The sequence below is a fragment of the Arthrobacter sp. Y3225116 genome (assembly GCF_059091245.1).
In genome coordinates, this window is the sequence record NZ_JBNHGL010000016.1 from 1 (window position 1) to 22,941 (window position 22,941).

Annotated in this window: 21 protein-coding genes; 3 read left to right on the forward strand and 18 right to left on the reverse strand. The window is 62.1% G+C overall.

The window, feature by feature from the left end:
• The 12 genes from AC5RV2_RS03305 to torT form a co-directional block, all read right to left on the reverse strand.
• The coding region (locus AC5RV2_RS03305; RefSeq protein WP_494091162.1) for an insulinase family protein at positions 1 to 496 on the reverse strand (496 nt) is incomplete at its 3' end.
• Between the two features lie 124 nt (positions 497 to 620).
• Positions 621 to 1,010 (reverse strand): hypothetical protein, encoded by a 390-nt coding sequence (locus tag AC5RV2_RS03310; RefSeq protein ID WP_494091163.1) that lies wholly within the window; start codon positions 1,008 to 1,010, stop codon positions 621 to 623.
• 498 nt (positions 1,011 to 1,508) lie between these two features.
• Positions 1,509 to 2,837, reverse strand: a complete 1,329-nt coding sequence (locus tag AC5RV2_RS03315; RefSeq protein WP_494091164.1) for an aminotransferase family protein — start codon at positions 2,835 to 2,837, stop codon at positions 1,509 to 1,511.
• A 178-nt stretch (positions 2,838 to 3,015) separates the two neighbouring features.
• Entirely contained in the window at positions 3,016 to 3,228 is a 213-nt protein-coding gene (locus AC5RV2_RS03320; protein WP_494091165.1) for a biotin/lipoyl-binding carrier protein, read from the reverse strand.
• Positions 3,229 to 3,256: 28 nt separating this feature from the next.
• Positions 3,257 to 3,931: a GntR family transcriptional regulator gene (locus AC5RV2_RS03325; protein ID WP_494091166.1), complete on the reverse strand. Its 675-nt coding sequence runs from the start codon at positions 3,929 to 3,931 to the stop codon at positions 3,257 to 3,259.
• Between the two features lie 46 nt (positions 3,932 to 3,977).
• Positions 3,978 to 4,760, reverse strand: coding sequence for a LamB/YcsF family protein (locus AC5RV2_RS03330; RefSeq protein WP_494091167.1), 783 nt, complete (start codon positions 4,758 to 4,760; stop codon positions 3,978 to 3,980).
• The gene (locus AC5RV2_RS03335) at positions 4,760 to 5,728 is read right to left on the reverse strand and encodes a 5-oxoprolinase/urea amidolyase family protein (RefSeq protein WP_494091168.1); all 969 of its coding nucleotides are present in this window, start codon (positions 5,726 to 5,728) and stop codon (positions 4,760 to 4,762) included. Before AC5RV2_RS03335 ends, AC5RV2_RS03330 begins: the two co-directional genes overlap by 1 nt.
• Before the next feature lie 10 nt (positions 5,729 to 5,738).
• Complete coding sequence (locus tag AC5RV2_RS03340) at positions 5,739 to 6,755, reverse strand: carboxyltransferase domain-containing protein (RefSeq protein ID WP_494091169.1); 1,017 nt, start codon at positions 6,753 to 6,755, stop codon at positions 5,739 to 5,741.
• Complete coding sequence (locus AC5RV2_RS03345; protein WP_494091170.1) at positions 6,752 to 8,158, reverse strand: acetyl-CoA carboxylase biotin carboxylase subunit; 1,407 nt, start codon at positions 8,156 to 8,158, stop codon at positions 6,752 to 6,754. Before AC5RV2_RS03345 ends, AC5RV2_RS03340 begins: the two co-directional genes overlap by 4 nt.
• Positions 8,155 to 9,213 carry an ABC transporter permease gene (locus tag AC5RV2_RS03350; RefSeq protein ID WP_494091171.1) on the reverse strand — a complete coding sequence of 353 codons (1,059 nt, stop codon included), beginning with the start codon at positions 9,211 to 9,213 and terminating at the stop codon, positions 8,155 to 8,157. The genes AC5RV2_RS03345 and AC5RV2_RS03350 overlap by 4 nt, the downstream gene beginning before the upstream one ends.
• A gap of 7 nt (positions 9,214 to 9,220) precedes the next feature.
• Positions 9,221 to 10,735 (reverse strand): sugar ABC transporter ATP-binding protein, encoded by a 1,515-nt coding sequence (locus AC5RV2_RS03355; protein ID WP_494091172.1) that lies wholly within the window; start codon positions 10,733 to 10,735, stop codon positions 9,221 to 9,223.
• Between the two features lie 65 nt (positions 10,736 to 10,800).
• Positions 10,801 to 12,000 carry a TMAO reductase system periplasmic protein TorT gene (gene torT, locus AC5RV2_RS03360; RefSeq protein WP_494091173.1) on the reverse strand — a complete coding sequence of 400 codons (1,200 nt, stop codon included), beginning with the start codon at positions 11,998 to 12,000 and terminating at the stop codon, positions 10,801 to 10,803.
• A 738-nt stretch (positions 12,001 to 12,738) separates the two neighbouring features.
• Between torT and AC5RV2_RS03365 the strand changes: the two genes are divergently transcribed.
• Entirely contained in the window at positions 12,739 to 13,392 is a 654-nt protein-coding gene (locus AC5RV2_RS03365) for a GntR family transcriptional regulator (RefSeq protein WP_494091174.1), read from the forward strand.
• A 69-nt stretch (positions 13,393 to 13,461) separates the two neighbouring features.
• Here the strand turns inward: AC5RV2_RS03365 and AC5RV2_RS03370 are convergent, their stop codons facing one another.
• From AC5RV2_RS03370 to AC5RV2_RS03380, 3 genes are read right to left on the reverse strand one after another with little or no spacing between them, the layout of a single operon-like run.
• Entirely contained in the window at positions 13,462 to 14,952 is a 1,491-nt protein-coding gene (locus tag AC5RV2_RS03370) for an NAD-dependent succinate-semialdehyde dehydrogenase (protein ID WP_494091175.1), read from the reverse strand.
• A gap of 60 nt (positions 14,953 to 15,012) precedes the next feature.
• The gene (locus AC5RV2_RS03375) at positions 15,013 to 18,027 is read right to left on the reverse strand and encodes an FAD-binding and (Fe-S)-binding domain-containing protein (protein ID WP_494091176.1); all 3,015 of its coding nucleotides are present in this window, start codon (positions 18,025 to 18,027) and stop codon (positions 15,013 to 15,015) included.
• Between the two features lie 8 nt (positions 18,028 to 18,035).
• Complete coding sequence (locus AC5RV2_RS03380) at positions 18,036 to 19,307, reverse strand: aspartate aminotransferase family protein (RefSeq protein ID WP_494091177.1); 1,272 nt, start codon at positions 19,305 to 19,307, stop codon at positions 18,036 to 18,038.
• 157 nt (positions 19,308 to 19,464) lie between these two features.
• On the opposite strand from AC5RV2_RS03380, the gene AC5RV2_RS03385 reads away from it, so the two are divergent.
• Entirely contained in the window at positions 19,465 to 20,076 is a 612-nt protein-coding gene (locus tag AC5RV2_RS03385) for a biotin transporter BioY (RefSeq protein WP_494091178.1), read from the forward strand.
• 161 nt (positions 20,077 to 20,237) lie between these two features.
• On the opposite strand, the gene AC5RV2_RS03390 is transcribed toward AC5RV2_RS03385, so the two are convergent.
• The 3 genes from AC5RV2_RS03390 to arfB form a co-directional block, all read right to left on the reverse strand.
• Positions 20,238 to 20,639 carry an NUDIX domain-containing protein gene (locus AC5RV2_RS03390; RefSeq protein WP_494091179.1) on the reverse strand — a complete coding sequence of 134 codons (402 nt, stop codon included), beginning with the start codon at positions 20,637 to 20,639 and terminating at the stop codon, positions 20,238 to 20,240.
• A 243-nt stretch (positions 20,640 to 20,882) separates the two neighbouring features.
• Positions 20,883 to 21,773 carry a CPBP family intramembrane glutamic endopeptidase gene (locus AC5RV2_RS03395; protein ID WP_494091180.1) on the reverse strand — a complete coding sequence of 297 codons (891 nt, stop codon included), beginning with the start codon at positions 21,771 to 21,773 and terminating at the stop codon, positions 20,883 to 20,885.
• Positions 21,774 to 21,966: 193 nt separating this feature from the next.
• A complete protein-coding gene (gene arfB, locus AC5RV2_RS03400; RefSeq protein WP_494091181.1) occupies positions 21,967 to 22,407 on the reverse strand; it encodes an alternative ribosome rescue aminoacyl-tRNA hydrolase ArfB in 441 nt (146 codons plus the stop codon).
• A gap of 84 nt (positions 22,408 to 22,491) precedes the next feature.
• On the opposite strand from arfB, the gene AC5RV2_RS03405 reads away from it, so the two are divergent.
• Positions 22,492 to 22,929 (forward strand): VOC family protein, encoded by a 438-nt coding sequence (locus AC5RV2_RS03405; RefSeq protein ID WP_494091182.1) that lies wholly within the window; start codon positions 22,492 to 22,494, stop codon positions 22,927 to 22,929.
• The last annotated feature ends 12 nt before the right edge of the window (positions 22,930 to 22,941 follow it).

Here is a 22,941-nt window from a genome sequence, read left to right on the forward strand (position 1 = left end):
CCCACGTGAACCATCTCTTGACCCAATCGATGGTCTCATCCATGCTGATCCCGATGGTTCCGGGTGCACCGAACTGGCCAATCCCTGGCCCGCGCGGGCCGAATCGGTAGGTCAGCAGCCCCGCCGACACCTGGTGGAAACTGCGCGGGTTCTCTGCCTGGATAACTGCCTTCTCCAGAATGAGGTCCTTCTCCGACAGCGTAGAGAAGTTCCTGATGACTTCGGCGAGGGCATTGAGGAAAGCGGCAACGGCCTCGGGCTTTCCGGAAGCATGGAACTCGGTCGTGTTCGTATCAACCGTGCCCCCATGCTGCACCGTAACCGGTTGCACCTGGCGCAGGACGAGATGTTCGACCAGATGCGTGATACCGGCCAAAGGAGCTGGTTCATCACGTAATCCAAGGCCGAACACCAGCACGCCCGTACACAGCCCCGGCTTATCGAGCCAATAGGACTGAATGCCGTTGTGTTCGGTGCTATTGACCGTCTGCATCATAAACAAATTCTCCCAGCGCTTTAGATCCTTACATCAGGCAGACGGCACCGAGCTGTTACCGCGATAGCTCGTGACGTTCGTTGCAGAGCGGACTCCGGGTACAAGCTCAACCCAAACGGACTCTTCACTGGAGCAGGGGCATGATCTGGAACGTCACGAGGTTATACACCAGAACACCGAGCGCGCCTGTCGCGCCGATACCGATCGCGGCACCAGAGAGAACCTTCCCGGTGGGCTGCTTGGCGCCTTTAACCCCGAGGATCAGGGCAAGCAGGTCCAGCACGAACACGATGCCCCAGGCAACGGCCCAGAACGTGAAAATGTTGCCGTAGTCCCCTCGGGCCGCCGCCTGCTGCGCGGCCAGGGGCGCGGCGAATGAGGTAAACCAGGTGAGCACCACCGCGACGAGGGCACATGCGAAAGCCGCCCGGGCGGTGAGGCCGGCCCGCCGGGCTGGGGTCGGGTGCACAGGTGACTCTGACGAGGCGTCAGGGAAGGTCTTCGGGGCATTCATGCTCCAGAGCTTAGTACCGGCTTCGTCTGCAACCCGGGACGTAAGGCCCCAATCAGTGCGCAGTGAGGGCCGGGCATGGCGAACCATGGCCTCCGAAGAGGGCCGCTGCCCAATCATCCTGCTACAGGGGCGTTACTTTTCAGCCGTCGACTTGCCGGGGTCAGCGGAGGACGCAATAAAGGCAGAGCTTGTCGCCCAGGCTCACCAAACGTCCCCGGTACGGGCTCGGCAACACACCGGCTTGTGACTCAAAGGCGGTGCGCTGGCTGGGCTTCTTATCGACGGGAAGGTGCGCATCACCGGACGCTCTGCACCGCTGAAGGCAGCGGCGGTGGAGCTTCTCGGATCCCAACTCCAGGCAGCCGGCGCGGATCAGCCGTGCACGCACAGGGTGATATCCACGGTCTTGAACCAGTTCAGGGCCGACGCCGTTAAGACCGAATCGAGGCAAAGGCGAGGTAGGTATTCTTTCCGCACCGGAGGTGGTTACCAGTGAGTTTATGTTCCTGCCTGCTCTGATGATGCCGGCGGGGGAGTACTACCGCTTGCGTCGAGGACCTGCCCGATAGTCGCCGCGATCAGGTCAACGTCCTCGTCTCCCACCACGAAGGGTGGGCTGATTTGGAGGGTGTTGCCGCGCAGGGGCCGCACAACGACGCCGCTGTCTATGCATGCGTTGGCCACGGCCTCAGCCTCTGCCTCGGGTGCGAGCTGGACGCCGGCGAGAAATCCGACCCCGCTGCGGATTTCCTGCACGAGGGGATGCGAGGCTAGAGGGGCAAGGGCCTTATCGAGGACGGATTCAAGCTCCAAGGCCCGCAGGACGAGTTGTTCGTTCTCGAGGATGTCGAGGTTTGCGTGTGCAACTGCGCAAGCTGTTGCATGACCCGAGTACGTCATGCCATGCCTCAGGACGGGGGCGTCCTGTCCTCGATAGAACCGTCCCCAGATCCGGTTGGAGACGAGGACGCCGCCGAGCGGGGCGTAGCCGGATGTTATTCCTTTGGCTAGCAGAATCATGTCGGGCTCGAGATGGAACCTTTGGGAGGCGAACATGGAGCCAGCCCGGCCGAATCCGGTGATGACTTCATCGACGATTAAAAGAATGTTGTTTTTTCGGGCGATTTGCTGCAGGCCTTCAAGATATCCGGCAGCAGGCGGAATCACCCCTCCGGTCCCTATGATTGGCTCGGTGATAATAGCGGCAATATTCTCGGGTCCGATCGCGTCTACGACGGCCTGGACGCCTTCTATATCGTTTGTGGGAATTAGGGCGGTCTCGGGAACGAGGGAATCCGATCCGTAGCCGTCCCGATTAAAGTCAAGCCCGGCGATACTGGTACCAAAGGCATGGAGCCCGTGGTAGGAGTAAGTGCGGCTGAGGATGGTTTTCTTGTCCGTCATACCTTCAAGCTGCCAGTGGCGCCGTGCGATTTTGCAGGCCAGGTCCACGGAGTCAGAGCCGCCACTGTTGAAAATCACTTTGGCGTCCGGAATCGGCCCCATGGCCACGAGTCGGTCCGCGAGGGAGAGTGCTACGTCGTTCGAGAACCGGCCGAAAACGTGATACGTCTCCAGCTTGCACATCTGGTCATACGCCGCTTTCGCAACTGCTTCCCTGCCATGGCCGATGTTGGCGTGCCACAGTCCGGCGGTGGCATCCAGCAGGCGCTGTCCCTCCGAGGTCGTGAGGTATGCCCCGTGCCCCTCGGTAATCACGATGCGGCGTTGCAGAACCGACGGCATGTGCGCCTGGGCACTCCAAAGTGACTCGCCCACGAGCTTGGTACGGTTTGCTGGATCAAGAACGGTTGCTTCGGTTGCCATTGTTTCTCTCCTAGGCAGGCCAATAGAGCGGATCCATTTCAAGCCACCGCCAACTGCCCTGCGCCTCGTGTGCTGTCCCGATTGGCGCCGCTCCCCGGTGTCGTGAGCGAGTCCAGCATTCCCTCAGGCGAAGTTGAACGTGAGCATTGCGAGGTGTTGTGGCATGTGCCCGCGCCGGTCAATGGAGGACGGCGAGTAATTGTCCTTCCGTGACTGCATCCCCTTCGGACACAGAGATGTCCGCGACAACACCGGATTCGGGCGCTTCAACCGGGATCTCCATCTTCATGGATTCAAGGATCATGATGGTTTCGTCTTCCACAACAGACGCTCCCGGAGTCACGAGAATCTTCCAAACATTCGCCGCCAGATCCGACCGTACTTCACTCAATTTACGTTCCTCCTCGAAAAGCCGGCAATTATGATGCTGTGTTCGTCATGGACCGGCGGCGCTGGCCCGTGTGGTCCATGTGTCTTTTGATTTGCTCGTCCAGGTCCTCGATGTTTCCTCCTCTCACGTTTGCCAGGAGCTCCTGGTGTTCGGCCGCTATCTCTTTCGGATGGGGATAGGATTTCTCCAGCATCATGAGCGACATGCGCGTTTCAGTCAGGAGGGTTTGATAGAAGACCGTGAGACGTTTGTTGCCGAGGCTCCCGACCAGGGCCGTGTGGAACGCCAGGTCCAAGTCGACCAGATCTGACCAGGGACAACCGCTTTCCGAGGCCGTCTTCATATCGACTACGATGCGGTCAAGTTCATCGAAGATCTCTTTCCTTGGATTCTTCGCCAGATCCTCGGCTGCTGTCTTTTCCACGGACTGACGTGCGACGGATATGTCATCCATATCCGCCTCGGATAGTTCCAGGACAAAAACCCCCCGGTTGCGTACCCGGTGCAGGAGACCTTCCTGTATGAGCCGCTGCATTGCTTCGCGCACCGGCGAACGGCTGACGTTCAGCTGCCGGGCAAGACTGGTTTCCCGCAGCTGTTGGCCGGGCGTGTAGGCGCCCTTTTCGATAGCGCCCCGCAGCCGGTTAACGATGGTGTCCACTGTTCCGTCGATGAGGATCGGCTCCAGTATCGGCTCACTCAACTCGTTGCTCCCATCCTTCCCGGGGTCAGTTTCGACACAACACGGATCAGCCCGTTTCCGTCGCTGTGTTGTCGGCTTTCGTCAACGCCCGCACAGATATGCCCGCATCCTGCAGGGACTGCCAGACCGTGCGGATCACCTCCACCGAGTTCGGCGCGTCCCCGTGCAGGCAGATGCTCTCCGGGGAGATGTCGAGATCCCGTCCCGACACAGTGGCTACTTTCCCTTCCCGCACGAACCTGATCGCACGTGAAGATACAAGTGCAGGGTCCCAAGCCTGCTTTTCCCGCTCGATAATAAGGTTGCCGGCGTCGTCATAGCCGAGGTCGACAAATCCTTCCTGGACCAACCGAACGCCGTAACGGGCGGCTAGCTCAGTGTGGCGCTTGTCGAAACAGTAAAGGGGGAGCGAGCTGTCTATTTCGGCGACCGCGGCGATGACAGCTTCGGCCAGCTCTTCGTCCTCCAGCGACATCAGATACATGACCCCGTGCGGTTTTACATGGGACAGTTTCGAGCCTTCGGCCTCAACGAAGCCCTTGAGGGCGCCTATCTGATACAGCGTGTAGTCACGGAGCTCTTCCGCCGAGACCGCTATGCGCCGTCGTCCGAAGCCCAAAAGGTCCGGGAGCGAGACGTGCGCCCCGATCTGCAGGCCCTGAGCGACCGCCGCCTGGACTGTACGGCGCATGATTCTCGGGTCCCCGGCATGGAAGCCGCACGCGATGTTGGCGGCGCTGATATAGGGCATGAATTCTTCGTCGGGCGCGAAGCGCCAGCGGCCGTAGCCTTCGCCCATGTCGCAGTTGATTTCGATCGCTGTATCCATTATTCGGTCCCTCCTGCTGCAGACGTGAGCAAGGCATGTTCCTTGTCCAATGCGTAGGCGTCGTCGATGGAAATTGGCTTAAACCGGATTGTGTCTGTCCCTGGCCGCATCTGGCCGGTCTTCCATAGGCTCGCCTTCGGTACGACTCCGAATACGACAAAGCCGCCGGAAGTGGGGCCGTCAGGTCCGAGGATCACGGGAGTGTCCCCATTGAGGTTGATCCCGCCGAGAGGGTAGCCGGTATCGAGGATGTTGGATGGATGGCCGCCGGCAATGCCGCCGTCGGACCGGGCCCACTGCAGCCTCGCCGGGTCCAGTCTGATTCCGGTACGGTTTGAATTCTGGTCCACGGTCCAGGAACGTGAAAAGAAGTACTCGACGTCCGCTTCCGTGACAAATTCAGGGGTAGCAAATGGCCCTGGTACGACTTCCAGTTCCCAGTCGTGCAGATACTCGGGGATCCGTTCCTGCGGCAGTGCCGCCATAGCCGAGGTGTCCGAGCTTCCGATGTCCAGGAGATCGCCCTTGACGAGCGCGCGTCCTTCGACTCCTCCTAGCGATCCCATGGTGTAGGTGGACCGGGAACCGAGGATTTGGGGGACATCGATTCCTCCTCTGATCGCCAGATAAAACCTGAAGCCGGATACCGCCAAACCGATCTTCAGTTCGGCACCTGCGGGAACTTCGACAGCGGCCCACTGAGGCACCGGGCTGCCGTCGACGGTCACGTCGCCCGCGGCGCCGGTTACTGCCACGGTGGCGGGGGACCGGAACCGGAATTTGGTCTTGCCTAGTGTGATTTCAAGGCCGGCAGCGTCAGGGCTGTTGCCAACGGCGACATTGCCGAGCCGAAACGCGAAATCATCCATCGGACCGGCGGGGAAATAACCGCGTGACAGCATTCCGATTCGTCCAGGCCAGTCCTGGACGGTTGTCTGGATGCCGGGTTGAACAACTTCAACGGACATAAGAGGCTCCTTACGGGACGGCGGTGGCCGCGGCAGCAGTGTCCCGCTTGGCGGTGAAATCTGCGGCTTCGGCCACGAACGAAGCGCACCAGGCGTTATAGCCGGCGACGTCAAAGTCTTCGTCCTGTATGTCGTAGACGTATTCAGCCCGGTGGACGGCTTCGAAGGAATCGGTCAGTTCCTGCTCGGAAACGGCATGGAATCTGATGCGGTCACATGGGCGCAACAGCAGGGGTGACTGCGCGAAAGCAGGGTTGCGCTGTTGAATGTCGTACACGGGCAGCGTTCTGCCGAGCAGTTGGTATCCGCCCGGGGATTCCACGGGGTAGATCGAGTAGCACGGCCCGCCCAGACCAATGGCTCCTTCCGCTGTCCAGGTACGTGTCGGGTTGTATTTGGGGGCGAAGAGAACCTTCCTCGGATCCAAGGGAAACGTGAACGGTAGCCCGGGGAAGAACCCAATGAATCCGACCCAAAGCTCCGTCCCCGTGACAACTTCGATCAGCTCGTCAAGATCCCGAAGCCCGTTGTAGGCGATCGTGTAATCGACGTTGTTATCGTTTACGCAATTAGGGGCATCGGAGCGGATGCTGCGCACATAGCGGGCAACAGCTGCCTGGGACGTCGAATCGTGAAACGCTGCAGGAAGATTTACTTTTCGACTGGGAAGGACCAGGTTTTCCGTACCGGCTGCGTTGTCATATGCCTCATCCAGTGCCCGAACCAGGTTCGCAACGTTTGTTTCCGCTGGGTCATAGGAGAGCAGTATGGAACGGAAACCGGGGGACGTTTCAACCAGTCCCGGAGGGCGGGACCGGTTCACCTCGGTGTTGATGTTGTGGACAAAGAAGTTAAGGTTCAGGTCAAAGTGCATGTCACCGAACTCAACGAGGAGATAGCTGTCGCCGGCGAGGCGGTAGGTGAGCGCAGGTTTTCCGTCAGTGGCCTCCCGTCGCTCGTAAAGTGCGGATGGGACCCCTGCCCAACGTTCGGAGATGTACTGTTTGGAGACTTCGTGCGGCTTCATCGTGCATGCTCCTCCTGACCTGTCTCGCCCATTGCTTTCGATTCGGCAGCCCGGCTCTGCACTTCGGCCACGACGCCGGTGCTGTAGCGGCCCGATTTGAAGGCCGGATCGTTGAGAAGCATGCGGAAAAAGGGAAGGTTGGTTTTTAGCCCCGATATTTGGAAGGCATCGACGGCGGACCCGGCACGTGCGAGTGCTTCTTCCCGGTCCCGCCCCCAAACGATGAGTTTTGCCAGGAGCGGATCGTAGGCCGTGGTCACGGTATTGCCGGCTGCATAGCCGCTGTCGACGCGGACACCTTCTCCTGATGGTTCCGTCCACTCACTGATGCGACCGGGAGACGGCAGGAAGCGTTTAGGATCCTCGGCATAGATCCGCATCTCAAGGGCATGTCCTGTCGGTTCGAGGTTGCCGGCGTCGAAGCCAACGTCCTGGCCGGCGGCGACGCGGAGTTGTTCTTCGACAAGGTCGATGGAAAACACAGCTTCGGTGACAGGGTGCTCGACTTGCAGCCGGGTGTTCATTTCCAAGAAAACAAAGGTCTGCCGCACGGGATCGACCAGGCATTCGACGGTGCCGGCATTGCGGTATCCGACAGCAGTCCCGGCTCTTACCGCGGCGTCCAGCATCCGGGACCTGAGTTCCGGTGTGATGCCCGGAGACGGCGACTCCTCTGCGACCTTCTGGTGGCGGCGCTGGACCGAGCAATCTCGCTCTCCGAGCGCTATCACGCGGCCGCCGGCGAGCCCGAGGATCTGGACCTCGACGTGGCGGGCGTGCTGAATGAACTGTTCAATGAGGATTCGCGAGTCCCCGAAAAAGCGCTCAGCACGCGAACGTGCAGTATCAAAAGCTGCCCTCAGGTCTTCGTCATTGTCGGCAACTATCATTCCGATGCCGCCTCCGCCTCCGGATGGTTTGACGATGACGGGGTAGCCGACAGCATTGGCGATTCTTACGGCCTCTGCGGGGTCGCTTACCGGTTCGGCTGACCCAGTCGCCACCGGCACGCCGGCGGACTGCATCAGGTTGCGGGCGTTGATCTTATCCGCCACCATGTCCATCGAGTCGGGCGAAGGCCCCACCCACGTGATGCCGCTTTCGATAACCCGCCGGGCGAAGCCGGAATTTTCGGCGAGAAATCCGTAGCCCGGGTGGATGGCCGCAGCCCGGACAGTTCGGGCTGCGTCCATCAGCTTGTCGACGTTCAGGTAAGATTCGGCAGGATTCGCCGGACCCAGGGCGACAAATTCCGAGGCTTCCTTCACAAAGGGAAGCTCTGTGTCCACATCCGAGCAGACGGCGATGGTCCGGATTCCTAAGGCATTGGCTGTGCGGATGATGCGGCGGGCGATCTCGCCCCGGTTGGTGACCATCAGCGATTCGAAGACCGGCTCCGTCACGACGTGACTCCTTTAGCGATGAGGCGGGCCTTCGCCGAGGCCCGGAAACGGTCAGCCACGACCGCGAGAATAAGCGCCGCACCCAAGGCGATGGCTTGCATGTTGGTATCAAGCCGCATGAAGTTCATACCGTTACCGAGCAGCATGATGAAAATGACGCCCAGGACCGTACCTCCAACGCCGCCTCTGCCGCCCTGGAGCGACGCCCCTCCGATGACGGCCGCGGTGATGGATTGTAGGGCAAAGGCGCCCCCGAAGGTCGGTTGCCCCGAACCGCTGCGGGCGGTCAGGAGATAGGCGGCGAGGGAGGCCAGAACAGCGCAGATTATGTAGGTGGTGATCAGATTTCGCCGCACTTGGATCCCCGCGGTCTTCGCGGCCAGGGCATTGCCGCCTATTGCGTACAGGTGGCGGCCGAATGTTGTCCATTTCAGTACGACGAAGACAAGGATCAGGACCGGAAGGGCGAGGAGTACCAGGTTTGGAATGCCGAAGGTGAACCCGGATCCCAGGCCGACGATGTACTCTCGCGGCAGCCCGGAAACCGTTGCACCGCCGCTGAAGACCATGGTGATGCCCCCGACGATGGTGGCGGTAGCAAGTGTCACGATGAACGGGTTGACCTTCAGGAAGGCCACTCCGAGACCGTTGGCCATCCCGACGACCAGTCCGACTGCGATGCAGACGACGAAACCCATAATCATGGACTGACCTGCAAATTCAGGTACGCCGCCGAAAACCAGCTTCATCATTGTGGCGGAAACAACCGACGACAGGGCAACGGTTGCTCCCACTGACAAATCAAATCCACCGGTGACCAGTACCAACATCTGTCCCAGAGAAATCAGCAGCAGTGCCACGGATTGCTGGGATACAGAGAGTAGATTATCGGGCTGCAGAAAACGGTCGTTTGCCAGGGCAAAGACGACCACCATTACGAGCAGCAAGGGCGGCAGCGGGCCGACGGTGCTGAAGAACCTGAGCCAGTACTGGCGGTTTTCTTTCTTTGGCGCGCCCGCGGGGGCCGCAGAGCTCTTGACTTCGGTTGTTGACATGACAGTCCTATGCTGCCGCGCCTGCTGCATGCCCGAAGGCACCAGCAACAACGGCTTCGTTCGTGATCTGGTTCCCAACGAGCTCGACCTGCACCCGCCCGCCGTTCATGACATAGACCCGGTCGGCGAGTCCTACGACCTCCTCCAGATCAGAAGAGACCATCAGGACGCCGGCGCCATCGCGGCACAGTTTGCGCAGGTTGGCGTAGATCTCCTGGCGGGCACCCACATCCACCCCGGACGTAGGTTCGGCGACTACGAAAACGCTGCGGTCGCGGGTCAGGGCACGGGCCAGAACGACCTTTTGTTGATTGCCGCCGGACAGGGCCCGAACCTCTGCTGTGACGGACCGGGGCCGGATGTCGAGCCTCTTGGCCAAAGCCTGGGCTAGGGCGCGGATTTTCGATCCATAAATCAAGCCAAGAGTGTTGTATTTCTTCGCCCGGTTAACTTCAAGTGCGATGTTCTCCTGGACGCTGAGATCGAGCGCGAGAGCTTCCCGCCTGCGGTCCTCGGGCATGAAACCGATCCCCGACTGGATCATGTCTCGTGGATTCGGTCGCGTATATTTTTTTCCTCCTACCAATACGTGCCCGCTTGAAAGGGGCAGGAGGCCGAGGATGGCCTTGGCGAGTTCGCTTTTCCCGGAGCCGACGAGGCCGGCCACTGCGACAATTTCACCCTGGCAGACGCGCAGGGATGCCTGGGTGACCTTGCCGTCGGCGGTAGACAGGTCTTCGACCTCGAGCAGCGGTGGGCCGTTGGTTTCCGCCTTGTCCGGGTAAACAGCTGCCAGTTCACGGCCGACCATGTCATTTATCAGCCTCTCCTCGGAAAGCTCGTCGAGAGTATTAGTCGAAATGAACCGGCCGTCCCGCATGACCGTCACCCGGTCGCCGAGGCGCCGGACTTCCTCCATCCGGTGGGTGATATAGAGAAGCGCCCAGCCCTCGTCCCGGAGCCGGTCAATGATCTTGAACAGCCTGTCGGCTTCCCGCTCGCTAATCGCAGCAGTGGGCTCGTCGAGAAGGAGGATACCCGGAGTGCCCAGGAGCCCTTTCGTGATCTCAACTAGCTGCTGCTCGGCCCTGGGCAGCGAACCACACTCTGCCTCCGGATCTATCTCGCCCCCGAGCTGTCCGATTTTGTCCCGGGCGATGGCCTTCATTTTCCCGTTGTCGACGAGGCCAAATTTTTTCAGCTCGCGGCCAAGGAACAGATTCTCGGTCACCGACAGGGTTGGGGCCAGGCTGAAATCCTGCAGGACTACGTTGATGCCGAGCTTGCGGGCATGGGCCGGCGAATGGTGGAGAACTTCGGAACCCCGAACCGTGATCGTCCCACTGTCGGGCTGGTAGTTGCCGAGGAGAATGCTGACCAGAGTCGATTTCCCCGCACCGTTCTCGCCCAGCAGGATGTGGACTTCGCCGGGGTAGAGGTCGAGGGACATGCCGCCAAGCGCCTTTACGGCTCCGAACGTTTTAACGATGTCCCTGAGCGAAACGACCGGTTCCTGCTCCAAACCTGCCTCACTTCCTTCCCATGCCGATTCCGCCGAGGGCACTGCAGCTTAGCTTCGTCGCCGCATCAGCCCTCCGGCGTCCAGCTCGTCACCGTCTTGAAATCCCGCGGGGCGAACATCTCGGTATAAGGTACGTCGGCGGCATTCTCCTCGGTGACCATCATGGGCACCGGTCCGGAGGTGGGCGCCTGCAGCTCTTCGCCTTCAAGCATGCGGACTGCTTGATCAACCGCCATGCGCCCCTGAATCGTTGTGAAATCCGTCGGGGAACCTACGGCGTCGCCAGCAACAATCGCGTCGTAAACAGGCGGGATGATGTCGAATGCATAGACATCGATCTCTCCGGTCTTGTTGGCGTTGCGGACTGCAATCACCCCCGCTTCAGCCGCAATGTCCACTCCCACAATGTGCGTGATATCCGGGTGGATTTTCAGCGTGTCCTCGATCAAGCTCTGCTGGATTTCCAAGCCGGGATCAGCGCGGCGCATCTCCGCGATCTCCACATTGGTTCCTTCGATCGTGTCCCTGAAACCCTTGACCGCGGCGTCCGACCATCCGGCGCCCTCGGGGCCGGGGAAGAAGCCAACCTTTGCGGGCGCCCCCGCGGTGTCCTCGATGATGTATTCGGCTGTCGTCACCGCAAGATCATGGAAGCTCACAAGTGCATGTGAAAAGAGCGGATTATCCTCGGACTCCGGGCAATCGGTTCCATTGATGAAATCCACGACTGGAATCTTCTTCTCCAGGGCGGCGGCAACCTGAGGGCAGACACCAGTGGCGTTGATGGCGCCGAGAATAATGGCGTCATAACCGCCGTTAATACAGTCCTGCATTTGGCTCAACTGCCGGTCGAGGTTGGTGTAACCTCCGGCTTCGAACATGCTGTACTCGAGGTTGTCCCGCTGCGCCTCGATCAGCGTTCCGTAGTTCGTTGCAGCCCAGTATGAGTCCTTCATATGCGGGAACAGGACGCAAAGCTTCCATTGCTCTGAAACTTGGTCTTGTGCGATTGGAGTGTACTCCGATTCCGTAGTCTGACCGTCGAGGGTCGTGTGTATGGCCGGCGCAGTCCAATCCTCTGACGATCCGGCGTCAGTGGCCTCGCCGGTCTGACCGTTTCCTGAACCACCCATTGCCCCACACCCGGTCACCGACAAGGTCGCTGCCAGCGCAAGCGCTCCGAAGGTATTTGCTTTCTTGTTCAGCTTCATGTGTCTCTCCCAGCTCGGCGTTGCTGAAGCCGCACCGCAGATGCCGATGCCCATCCCAAGTTCACGAAGCTCTACGGGCTTGTGAGGCTAGGGCTGGTCGATTGCCTTTTGTACACAATCTGCAGCGGTGTTGCCAGCATAGCTCGTGAGGTGGACCACATCAACACTTTTTGCACGCTTTCCGTGCACTGCTTTTCAGGAACAGTAGGACGGCGGCATGGTCCGGATCAGAGCCCATTCGCCACGCCGGATGGGGGCGGGCGCCCTGGGAGATAGCCCCGCGGCTGCACGGCAAGCATGTGGTTTGTGCACCCTTGCCGGTGAGCCGTTGATGGGTTGCCGGGACCTGCCGACGCAGCATCGTGGCCACGGAGGCGCTGCATGGTTCCCGGGAAGAGTGTCCGTATTGGACCTTCCCGTTTTGGCAGAGCCACCTGCTGGCGTATCGATGACACCCGAAACTCACAGTCAGCGAAAGTAGCTGTAGACGGGGCACACTCTGAGGCGTCAGCTGCGGCGCGGGCGGGACGTCCTGGCTCGCCGTAGCCGGTCCTTTTGATGCCCGGGCCATTATCAGCCGGTGGGCAGCGACTTCCTTCCGGACGTTGTTCCGGGATTGCTTAAATCGAGGCGCATCGTGCCAGGAGTAGAAACCCCGGCACAGCTTTTGGGCAGCCGCCTGTGGAGTAAACTATAGAATTGTCAACAAAGACATAAGACAGGCAGCGAACGTTACTGAGTTCAACCAGAAATCGTTGGCCAAGCTCACATTGCAGCAAGGATGGAAACAGGATGAAAAGGGGAGTGCTGGACCCGATAGTGCAGGAATCTACGCCTGCCATTATTGCCCGCCGGATCCGTGATGCAATCGCCCGAGGTGATTTCGCTCCCGGCATCCAACTCGGTGAAGCCGAGCTTGCCAAAGAACTGGGAGTCAGCCGCGGGCCCCTACGGGAGGCCATGCAGCGCCTCACCCAGGAAGGGCTGCTCATCAGTTATCGGAACAGGGGCCTCTTCGTCGTCAACATGGACGAGGACGACTTCCGGGATGTGTACCTGGCCCGAACCGCGGTTGAAGCAGCCGCCATCCGGCGCGTGGCCAGCACCAACTCGGAGGGCAACGCGGCCCAGCTAATGAAAGCCGTACATGCCATGGAGGAAGCGGCGGAAAGCCCCAACGGCGAAGCCATGACTGAAGCGGACATGAGCTTCCATGCCCTCTTGGTTGAGCTCGCCGGCAGCCCACGGCTGAAGAAGATGCATGACACGCTCCTGACTGAGACGCGAATGTGCCTCAATGCCCTGAAAAGCACGTACGCCACTGCTGACAAACGCATTGCCGAGCATAAAGGCATCGCGGAAGCCATCTCCAAGGGAGATTCAGACCTCGCTGAAAAGCTTATGGCCGAGCACATGGAGGACGCACTGACACGGCTGATCCCGTAGTTATCCTCGGACTTCCTGACGGTCCCTGTCAGGGCCGCCAATCCCCGACCGTGTCGTCTGCGACGATCGCTAGACCCGCGGAATGGCCATGTACTTGATCTCCAAGAATTCATCCAAGCCCACGCGTCCGCCTTCGCGGCCCAGACCGGAGGCCTTGATGCCACCGAACGGCGCCGCCGGGTTGGAAACGATCCCTGTGTTGAGGCCGACCATGCCCGACTCCAGATCCTCACCGACGCGGAACGCACGGTCCAGGTCCTGGGTGAACACAAAGCTCGCAAGGCCCCAAGGGGTATCGTTCGCCAACCGCACCACTTCGTCTTCGGTGTCGAAGGGGATGACGGGCGCCACCGGGCCGAAAATTTCTTCGCTCATCAGTGCGGCGTCCGGGCTGACGTCGGAAAGCACCGTTGGGGAGTAGAAGTAGCCGCTGCCCGCCGGGCGGGAGCCGCCGCAAACCACACTGGCGCCCTTGGAAACGGCGTCATCTACGAGCTCCTGCACCTTGTTCAGCGCCTTTTCCTCCACGAGGGGGCCGACGTCCGTGCCGCTCACTGCGCCGTCGCCGACCTTGAGGGCGCTCAGCCGCTGCGCGAGGCGGACGGAGAACTCAGCGGCGACGGTGCGCTGGACGAAAATCCGGTTGGCGGCCGTGCAGGCTTCGCCCATGTTCCGCATCTTCGCGGCGAAAGCGCCCTCAACGGCGCGGTCCAAGTCCGCGTCCTCAAAGACGATGAGAGGGGCGTTCCCGCCCAGTTCCATAGAAGAACGCATGACGTTTTTGGCCGCCTGCTCCAGCAAGCGGATGCCCACGCCCGTAGAACCTGTGAAGCTAACCTTGCGGGCAATGCCGCTTTCCATCCATGGCGTGACCACGTCGGCGGCTTTGGTGGTCGTGACCACGTTCAGAACACCCTTGGGCAGGCCGGCCTCTTCCAGGACGTCCGCCAGTGCCAGCGAAGACAGGGGAGTGAGGTTGGCAGGTTTAAAGACCATGGTGCAGCCGGCCGCTATGGCAGGGCCAATCTTCCGGGTGCCCATGGCCAGCGGAAAGTTCCAGGGCGTCACCAGGACGCAGGGCCCAACGGGTTCCTTCGAGACGAGGATGCGGTTCTTGCCGTCGCCGCTGGTGGTCAGATCTCCGTTAATGCGGACGGCTTCCTCCGAAAACCAGCGGAAGAACTCGGCGGCGTACGCCACCTCGCCTTTGGACTCGGCAAAGGGCTTGCCCATCTCCGTCGTCATGATCAAAGCCAGTTCGTCTTGGCGGGCCATGATCAGGTCGAAGGCGCGACGCAGGATTTCGCTGCGCTCGCGGGGCGGGGTTTTGGCCCACTGTTTTTGGGCCCTGCCGGCGGTTTCGATCGCACGGCGTGCGTCTTCGGGTCCCCCGTCGGCCACGCTGGCGATGACTTCCTCGGTGGCGGGATTGATGACATCGAACCGGGCACCGGAAAATGCTTCGGTCCACTCTCCGTCAATGTAGAGGTTCGTGCTGACCTTTGCGACGGCGTCGAGCGCCTTTTGCGAAGTTCGGGAGGCGGCTGACTGCGTGCTCATGGGTGATCCTTTCTGGGTTGGGAGGGGAAGGCCGGCGTTACGGTGGCAATCCAAAGCCGCTCATGCGCCGGGGTCCAGTAGCTGGGCCAGGTGACGACCCGGCCTAAAGTCATCAATCTGCTTCACCTGCATGGCGCAGGAGAATCCGTCCGTAAGGATCACCGAAGAGGTATCGGTCTGACGCAGGGCCGGGGCCAGCGCGTGCTCAGCCACCAGCATGCTGACGTCATAGTGTTCCTTCTCGAAGCCGAAGTTTCCGGCCACGCCGCAGCAGCCGGTGGCATCCACCACACTGTTGACGCCCGCAGCTCTGATTGCCGCACGCTGGACACCGGCTCCGAAGACGGAGTATTCGTGGCAGTGCGTCTGAAGCACCACTTGTTCCGGAAGGGGGCGGGCCGGCGCTGGTTTCCATCCGGCGCTGGAGAGCTCGTCGATGTGCGTCGCGAAGCTTCGTACCCGGGCCGCAACCCGGCGGGCCTGTTCTGTGTGGACCAGCTCGGGCAAGTCCTTGCGCAGCGCCGCCGCGCAGCTGGGTTCCACCACCACGATGGCCCGATTGGTACCGTCATCCAATGCCGCCGCTGCCTTGGCCAGCACCTTTTTTGCGGTGCCCAGCTGGCCGGTAGAGATCCAGGTCAGGCCGCAGCAAGCCTCGGCCGAGTATTCCACGGAGCCTGAGCCGGCCAGGACGCGAGCAGCGGAACCCGCCACCTCCGGTCGGAAGCCACGGGTAAAAGTGTCCACAAAAAGCACCACACCACCGGCATCCTGAGCACTGCCGCCGTTGCAGTTGGTCACGGGACCGATGCCGGCAGCCGCTACTTCTCGACGCCACTCGCCGGCTCCGGCGAAACGTGGCATTGCCCGCCGGGTGGTAAGCCCGCCAAGGGCGGAGGCGCCCTTGGCCAACGGGGTGGACATCAAGGCATTGACCAGAGGCGCGGACCGGCCCGCGATTTTGAGCCAGCGGGGTAGCCAGCCCAGGGAGAAGTGGGACACGGGGCGGAGTCTGCCCTTGTAGTAGTGCGAGAAGAATTCGGACTTGTAGGTGGCCATGTCGACGCCCGTGGGGCAGTCGCTGGAGCACGCCTTGCAGGACAAACATAGGTCAAGCACCTCGCGGACCTCTTCGGACTTCCAGCCATCCTCGACGGTTCGGGCTCCGCGGACCATGTCCTGGAGCACTCGGGACCGGCCCCGGGTGGAGTCCTTTTCGTCCCTCGTGGCGCGGTAGCTGGGGCACATCACGCCGCCCGCGTCCGTACGGCAGCGTCCCACGCCAATGCAGCTTTGCAGCGCGTGAACCCACGGCTCCGTGCCGCTGCCGGTGGAGGTCTCGGGCGTATCGGTTTCGGCGCTCGCTCCGCCACCGGCTCGGATTGGACGCAGGTCGTAGCTGGTGCGCCACTGCCGCTCCGGAATGCCTTGGAGCGCCAGGTTAGCGTCAATGGGGTCAGGCTCGGTGAGGGATCCGGGATTGAGAATTTTTGCCGGGTCCCAGGTGCGCCGGTACGTGGCGAACGCCGCCAGCATGCGCGGGGAATACATCAAAGGCAGCAGTTCCGAGCGTGCCCTGCCGTCGCCGTGTTCGCCGGAGAGCGAACCGCCATGGCGGACCACCAGTTGGGCAGCTTCTTGTGTGAAGTTGCGGAAGACGCCGCGGCCGGCTTGGGTGCGCAGGTCATAGGTGATCCGGATGTGCATGCAGCCGGCACCGAAATGTCCGTACATCACGCCCGTCAGGTCGTAGCGGCCCAGAAGGTCGCGGAAGTCAGAAAGGTAATCCGCAAGGTTCTCCGGGGCAACTGCGGAATCCTCCCATCCGGGCCAGGATTCTCCGCCGGTGGAGAGGCGCGCTGAAAGCCCGGCGCCGTCCTCGCGGACACGCCAAAGGGCGGCTCGCTCCTGCAGGTCCGGTACTGTGTGCCCGTCCACCAAGCGGCCGTTTTCCCTGAGCCTGACGAGCAGCCGATCAGCTTCTGCCCGGACCTGGTGCGGATTCCCGCCGTCGAGGTCCACGTACAGCCAGGCTTTGCCTTCGGGCAGGCCCGTTACCGAGCCGTTGCCGCGGCGGAAGCGCATAGTGTCCACGATCGCCTCATCGATACCTTCGACGGCAGCCGGGGAGAACTCCAAGATGGTCATGATGTCCCGTGCCGCGTCGACTATGTCCGCATAACCCAGGCACACCAGCAGGGCGCTGGCAGGCTTAGGCACGAGCTTCATCCGGGCGCCGACAATGATGGCGCAGGTCCCCTCGGAACCCGCGAGGGCGCGGGCGATGTTAAACCCGTTTTCCGGAAGAAGGTGGGCCAGATGGTAACCGGAGACTTGACGCTGGATCCGTTCGAGTTCCAGGCGGAACTCGGACAAGTGACGGTGGGCCAAGTCTTTGAAGGAGGCGGTCAGTGCATCCGCACGGGCCGCCGAGTCATGGTCGGCAGGATCTGTGGCACGCAGCCCGGTAGCCGTGGCCGTAAGGCGGGCGCCGTCGGAAGTGACGACGTCGATCTCCACTACGTGGTCGGAGATCCGGCCGTACCGAACGGAGTGGTTGCCGCATGCATCATTGCCAAGCGAGCCGCCCACGGTGGCACGGTTCTTGGACGACGGGTCCGGCGCGAAGGGGAAGCGGTGACCGGTGGCCTTCTCAACCTCGCGGGAGAGGACGGCGAGCACCACGCCGGGGTCGACGCTCACGGTGCCCGTCACCTCGTCAATCTCGTGGACCACGTTCATGTGCCGGGAGAAGTCAAGTATCACGCCTGGACCCATGGCGTTGCCCGCCATGGACGTCCCGCCGCCGCGCCCAATCAGCGGGGTTGCCGTTTCCCTGCATGCAGCAACCACCGCGAGCACGTCCTCAACCGTCCGGGGGAACACCACGGCAACCGGGGCTACCCGGTAATTGGAAGCGTCATAGGAGTATTCCGCGAGGCGGCGTGGAGAGCTGTCGGAAGCCACGCCCGCCGATGCGAGGCGTGCAAGGACGGCGGGGAGGCCGGCATCCGGTGCGCCTGTTCGACGGGGGCCGGTTGCTGGACCTGCGGGGGAGCGAACGGCATCCGTCATTGGTGGGCTCAGCCTTTCGCGGAAACGGCCGCAGTGACGGTGGCTACGGCGTTTTCGAAGCGTTCGAGGCCGGTGGTGATTTCTTCGGCGGAGACGATGAGGGCGGGGATGAGGCGAACGACATTACCTGCGGGGCCGCAGGTGAGAGTGAGCAGGCCGTGGTTGGTGGTGGCTTGCTGGACCGCTGCTGCGGTGGCGGCGTCGGGGGCGCCGTCTTCGGCGGTGAATTCAATGCCTTGCATCAGGCCCTTGCCGCGGACATCGCCTATGACGGGGAAGCGGTCCTGGATTTCTTTGAGTCCGGTCTGGAGCTGCTCGCCGCGGATCCGCGCGTTCTCCACCAGCCCTTCGTCACGGATGACGTCGAGGGTGGCGACGCCAGCGGCGGCCGAGACCGCATTCCCGCCGTAGGTTCCGCCCTGGGACCCGGGCCAGCCCTTGGACATCAGTTCGGTGGAGGCGGCGATTGCGGAAATCGGAAAACCTGACGCGATGCCCTTGGCGGTGATGAGGATGTCGGGGGTGGCGGTGGAATACTGGTGTCCCCAGAACTTGCCCATCCGGCCCACGCCTGTCTGGACTTCGTCGAAGATCAACTGGATTCCGTGCCGGTCGGCCCGTTCGCGCAGTCCATCTTGGAACGCCGCCGGGGTGGGCAGGTACCCACCCTCGCCGAGCGCCGGTTCGATCAGGAATGCTGCAGTATCGTCTGGAGCGGTGCGGGTCTGGAGCAGGTAGTCCAGTTCCTTCAGGGCGAATTCCACTGCTGCCACGTCATCCCAGCGGTACCGATAGGCATAGGGGAAGGCGGACATGTGCACTCCGGACATCAGCGGGGAAAACCCTGCGGAGAACTTCGTTCCGGCAGTGGTCAGCGACGCCGCCGCAACCGTCCGACCATGGAAACCACCCTGAAACACTACGATGTTTGGCCGGCCCGTGGCCATTCTGGCCAAACGAATCGCAGCCTCCACGGCCTCCGACCCGGAATTGGCGTAGAACACCGAGTCCAAACCTTCGGGCAGTACGTCACCAAGCTTCTCCGTCAACGCCAGCAACGGCTTGTGCATCACCGTGGTGTACTGCGCGTGAATGATCTTGCCCACCTGATCGCGGGCAGCCTCCACTACCCGCGGGTGGCAATGACCCGTGCTCGTCACCCCAATGCCGGTAGTGAAATCAAGGTACGACTTTCCATCAGTCGCGTGGATCCAACTGCCTAGGGCGTGATCCACAACCAGTGGGGTAGCCTGCTTCAAAAGAGGGCTAAGGGAGGCCATGCGTCCCATGATGCGGGTCACATTATTTTATTGTCAACAATCGTCGAGCAGGCTAGTGTCAGACGTGGGATACCGCCAGTTCAAGCGGATGCACCGCTGCGGTCCACGGGGAAGTGCCCGCGGGTCTTGAGATTTCCGCAAAACACAAGGAGCAACCATGAGCACAGCCACAGCAGTCGTGCGCCAAGGCGTCCTGGCCGACGCCTTGGTACCCAGCACCGCCCTGGCCAACACCGCGCTGGTGGTCGGCGGTGCCGGCCTGACCTCTGTGATGGCTCAACTGGCCGTGCCGCTGTGGCCGGTCCCGATCACCGGGCAGACCCTGGCCGTGCTGCTGGTTGGCAGCACCTTGGGCCCGGTCCGCGGGATGCTGTCGATGGCCCTGTACTGGATGGCCGGTGTCGCCGGCATGCCGGTGTTCTCCGATGCCTCGTCCGGCCTGTCGGTTGCCGTCGGCCCTACCGGCGGTTACCTGGTGGGTTTCGTTGCGGCCGCGGGCCTGACCGGATGGCTGGCCAAGCGCAACTGGGACAAGAAGTTCCTGGGCGCCACGGTCTCCTTCCTCGCCGGCACCGTGATCACCTTTGTCTTCGGCATGGCCTGGCTGTCCATCTCGCTGGGCGCCGATCTGCAGCAGACGCTCGAGTGGGGCCTGTACCCGTTCATCATCGGCGGCATCGTGAAGGCCCTGCTCGCTGCTGCAGCCATGCCCGCCGCGTGGAAGCTGGCAGCCAGGCTGCCCGAGAACTTCGGTGGCTCCCGCGCCTAAGGGACTCGACCCGCGCGTTCGGGCTGCCCCTGCTCGACGACGTGATGCGATGACCCGCGCAGCATTATTGACTGCCAAGCCTCCGCCACTTCATCAAGGCGCGAGACAACCACGCCTGCGCCCAGGTCCGCATTAGGCAGCAGTATGGTTGCGGGCCACCATCAGGTCAGCACCTGATGGAAGAGGGCCGGGTACCCGTCGTCAGCAAGGTCCAAGAACATTGCCTCGTCCAAACTGAACCATCCGAAGGCGTCATGTTCATCGGGCGCAGCATTGATGATCTCACCTTCCCACGCTTCAATCAGCCATATCTCCTGGAACATCTCAGCATTTTGGCGGGTCAGTAGCGGATTCCCAGCAGGCAGAGTGATGTCTACGCCCAACTCTTCTCGAAGCTCACGCACAAGCGCTTGACGACTATTCTCGCCTGGTTCGAGATGGCCTCCCGGAAAGTCCCAGACATTGGCGTACCGTCCCTTCGACGGTGATCGATGCACAAGAAAGACTCGGCCTGCACGTATCAGCATGCCGCATGACACGTAGTGCACCAATGATTCATTCACGAGACGAGTTTACGAGCGACCCCACCCGGCGGGTGACACGTCGATACCCGAAAGGCGAACGTTCACCGGGCACTGACGGACGTTGCGGCGGTTTGTCTCAGTGGCAGGGCCATGAGGACTTCGCATCCCGGTCATGGTGCGGTCAACCGCCCGGCCGTGCAAAGGGGACGAGCGTTCCGTCCTTCAACGCCGGAGTTCAATCGATGGGATACCGGGATTCCGCCGCCGCTGCACCAATCCAGATCAGGTGTCGTCCGGGGTTGCTTCGTAACGATTCGGTCGGGATCCTGTTCGGCGGCCCTTAGCGCGTGCCCCGCTCTGTTGGTAGAGCGCCAGCACGATGGTCAGCATTGCTGCGGCGGCGATCTGCTGCCACTCTCCCTCGAACGCGTGGAGCTTATCCGCACCGGAGGCGTTGAAGGACCCGTGAAGGAGTCCGACGATGAGGATGCTTCCGCCCGTGCCCAGATAGACCATGCCCGCCAGGAGCCTGAAAACCGGGGCGAAGAGGAACAGGACCGCCCAGTAGAAAAGCACCTCCCGGACCGGCGTCGCGGTGAAGCCTTTGTCCGCAAAGGCGAGGGGGAGGTGGATCAGGGCAAAGGGTAAGGCTGTCAGCAGCGAGCCGGAGATCAGTCCCCACCGCTCCATCAGCCGGTGCTGTACCACGGCGGTCCACGCCAGTTCCTCCCAGATATTCGCCAGAACAGCCCCGACGAGGATGGTATTGAGGAAATAGTTGCCCGTTTCAGCGGCCCATCCGGCTTCCGGTGGCTGAAATGACCCGGTTGCCGCGGCGATCAACAGGGTCAGCACGGGTATGGCGAGCAGGGCGGCGATATACCAGCCGACGCCCACCCGCCAGCGGACAGCCTGCCGAAAAAGGCCCCGGACGGCCTTCCTGCCGCCCGAGGCTGCGGTAACCAGGGCCGCAGTACCCAGCAGGATCAGCAGCTCTGCCAGGAGCCCGGGCAAAACATTGCCCAGCACAACGATCGATAGCACCTGCGCAGCCCACGTCAGCCCGATCGCAATGACCACAAAGGCCGTTACCGGGCGCCGGGCGATCAGGCGTCCCGCATGCCCTCCGCGGGGAGATGGCGCCGGTTCGGCTCCCGAAGGATCGCTACCCATGCCCACCCCATTCGATGATCAAGCGGCCAAACCCGGCTCCCCGGGACTGCCAACGGGGGCGGCTAAAGGGGGAGCGGGCGGTATGGCCGCCACTTTTCTCCGCTGCCGGACCCGTGTCAAGCGCTGCCGGGTCGCTCTGAAGTTCCGTGCAATCCTCAACAGTGGAGCCCGGCGATCGGCGCAAACAGTCAGGTCATTCGGAGTCTGGGCGCTGGCGGTTGCGCTTGGTCTCGGAGCGCAGCCGTTTTGCATCGAGCCGGCGGCGCCGCGAGCCAGCCGTGGGGCGGGTTGCCCGCCGGGCGACAGGCGGAGTCACCGCGTCCCGCAGGAGTGCTACGAGGCGTTGCCGCGCCGCAGCCCTGTTGCGCCGCTGGGAGCGGTGCTCTGAGGCGCTGATGGTGAGCACGGTGCCCGACATTCTCTCGGAAAGCCTGGCGACGGCGCGTTCGCGTTGGATCTCGCTGAGCGCCGTTGTGGTGCCCAGATCGAGACTGAGTTGCACACGAGAGTCGGCGGTGTTGACGCTCTGGCCGCCAGGGCCCGAGGCTCGGGAGAACTGCTCGACCAGTTCCCCCGCCGGCACCCGGAGGCCGCGGGGCGCGCCGGGTCCCGGGGGCACATGCAGGTCGTCCACACGGTTTATTGTGCCGCAACTCCGACGCAGCGCAATCTGGCAGGGGCTTCTTTTTTGTCCCCGCGGCTCGCTAGCATGTCGCGCATGGCCATCAAACTGGAGAACGTCGGTATCGCCGTCCGCGACCTCGAAGCAGCGATCGCCTTTTTCACCGACCTCGGCCTGACGGTCCTCGGCCGCGACACGGTCAGCGGTGACTGGACCGACACCGCCGTCGGGCTTGATGGCAACCATGCCAACATCGCGATGCTCCAGACCCCGGACGGTCACGGCCGGCTCGAGCTCTTCGAATACCTCCACCCCCAAGCGATCGAGTCGACGCCCACCCGCCCCAACGAGATCGGCATGCACCGGGTCGCTTTCTCCGTGGATGATTTGGACAAGGCCCTCGAAATAGCCGCGAAACACGGCTGCCGTCCGCTTCGCGGCGTGGCGACCTACGAGGACGTCTACCGGCTCACCTACGTCCGCGGTCCTAGCGGCATCATCGTGATGCTCGCCGAGGAACTGAAGAAGAACTGACGTGTGCCGGTG

Bases quoted from the DNA above. Each gene is read 5' to 3' on its own strand.
- AC5RV2_RS03405 (WP_494091182.1), top strand. From the start codon at position 22,492: ATGGCCATCAAACTGGAGAACGTCGGTATCGCCGTCCGCGACCTCGAA.
- AC5RV2_RS03340 (WP_494091169.1), bottom strand. From the start codon at position 6,755: ATGAAGCCGCACGAAGTCTCCAAACAGTACATCTCCGAACGTTGGGCA.
- AC5RV2_RS03335 (WP_494091168.1), bottom strand. From the start codon at position 5,728: ATGTCCGTTGAAGTTGTTCAACCCGGCATCCAGACAACCGTCCAGGAC.
- AC5RV2_RS03385 (WP_494091178.1), top strand. From the start codon at position 19,465: ATGAGCACAGCCACAGCAGTCGTGCGCCAAGGCGTCCTGGCCGACGCC.
- AC5RV2_RS03380 (WP_494091177.1), bottom strand. From the start codon at position 19,307: ATGGCCTCCCTTAGCCCTCTTTTGAAGCAGGCTACCCCACTGGTTGTG.
- AC5RV2_RS03315 (WP_494091164.1), bottom strand. From the start codon at position 2,837: ATGGCAACCGAAGCAACCGTTCTTGATCCAGCAAACCGTACCAAGCTC.
- AC5RV2_RS03370 (WP_494091175.1), bottom strand. From the start codon at position 14,952: ATGAGCACGCAGTCAGCCGCCTCCCGAACTTCGCAAAAGGCGCTCGAC.
- AC5RV2_RS03395 (WP_494091180.1), bottom strand. From the start codon at position 21,773: ATGGGTAGCGATCCTTCGGGAGCCGAACCGGCGCCATCTCCCCGCGGA.
- AC5RV2_RS03365 (WP_494091174.1), top strand. From the start codon at position 12,739: ATGAAAAGGGGAGTGCTGGACCCGATAGTGCAGGAATCTACGCCTGCC.
- torT (WP_494091173.1), bottom strand. From the start codon at position 12,000: ATGGGCATCGGCATCTGCGGTGCGGCTTCAGCAACGCCGAGCTGGGAG.
- AC5RV2_RS03330 (WP_494091167.1), bottom strand. From the start codon at position 4,760: ATGGATACAGCGATCGAAATCAACTGCGACATGGGCGAAGGCTACGGC.
- AC5RV2_RS03375 (WP_494091176.1), bottom strand. From the start codon at position 18,027: ATGACGGATGCCGTTCGCTCCCCCGCAGGTCCAGCAACCGGCCCCCGT.
- AC5RV2_RS03310 (WP_494091163.1), bottom strand. From the start codon at position 1,010: ATGAATGCCCCGAAGACCTTCCCTGACGCCTCGTCAGAGTCACCTGTG.
- AC5RV2_RS03350 (WP_494091171.1), bottom strand. From the start codon at position 9,213: ATGTCAACAACCGAAGTCAAGAGCTCTGCGGCCCCCGCGGGCGCGCCA.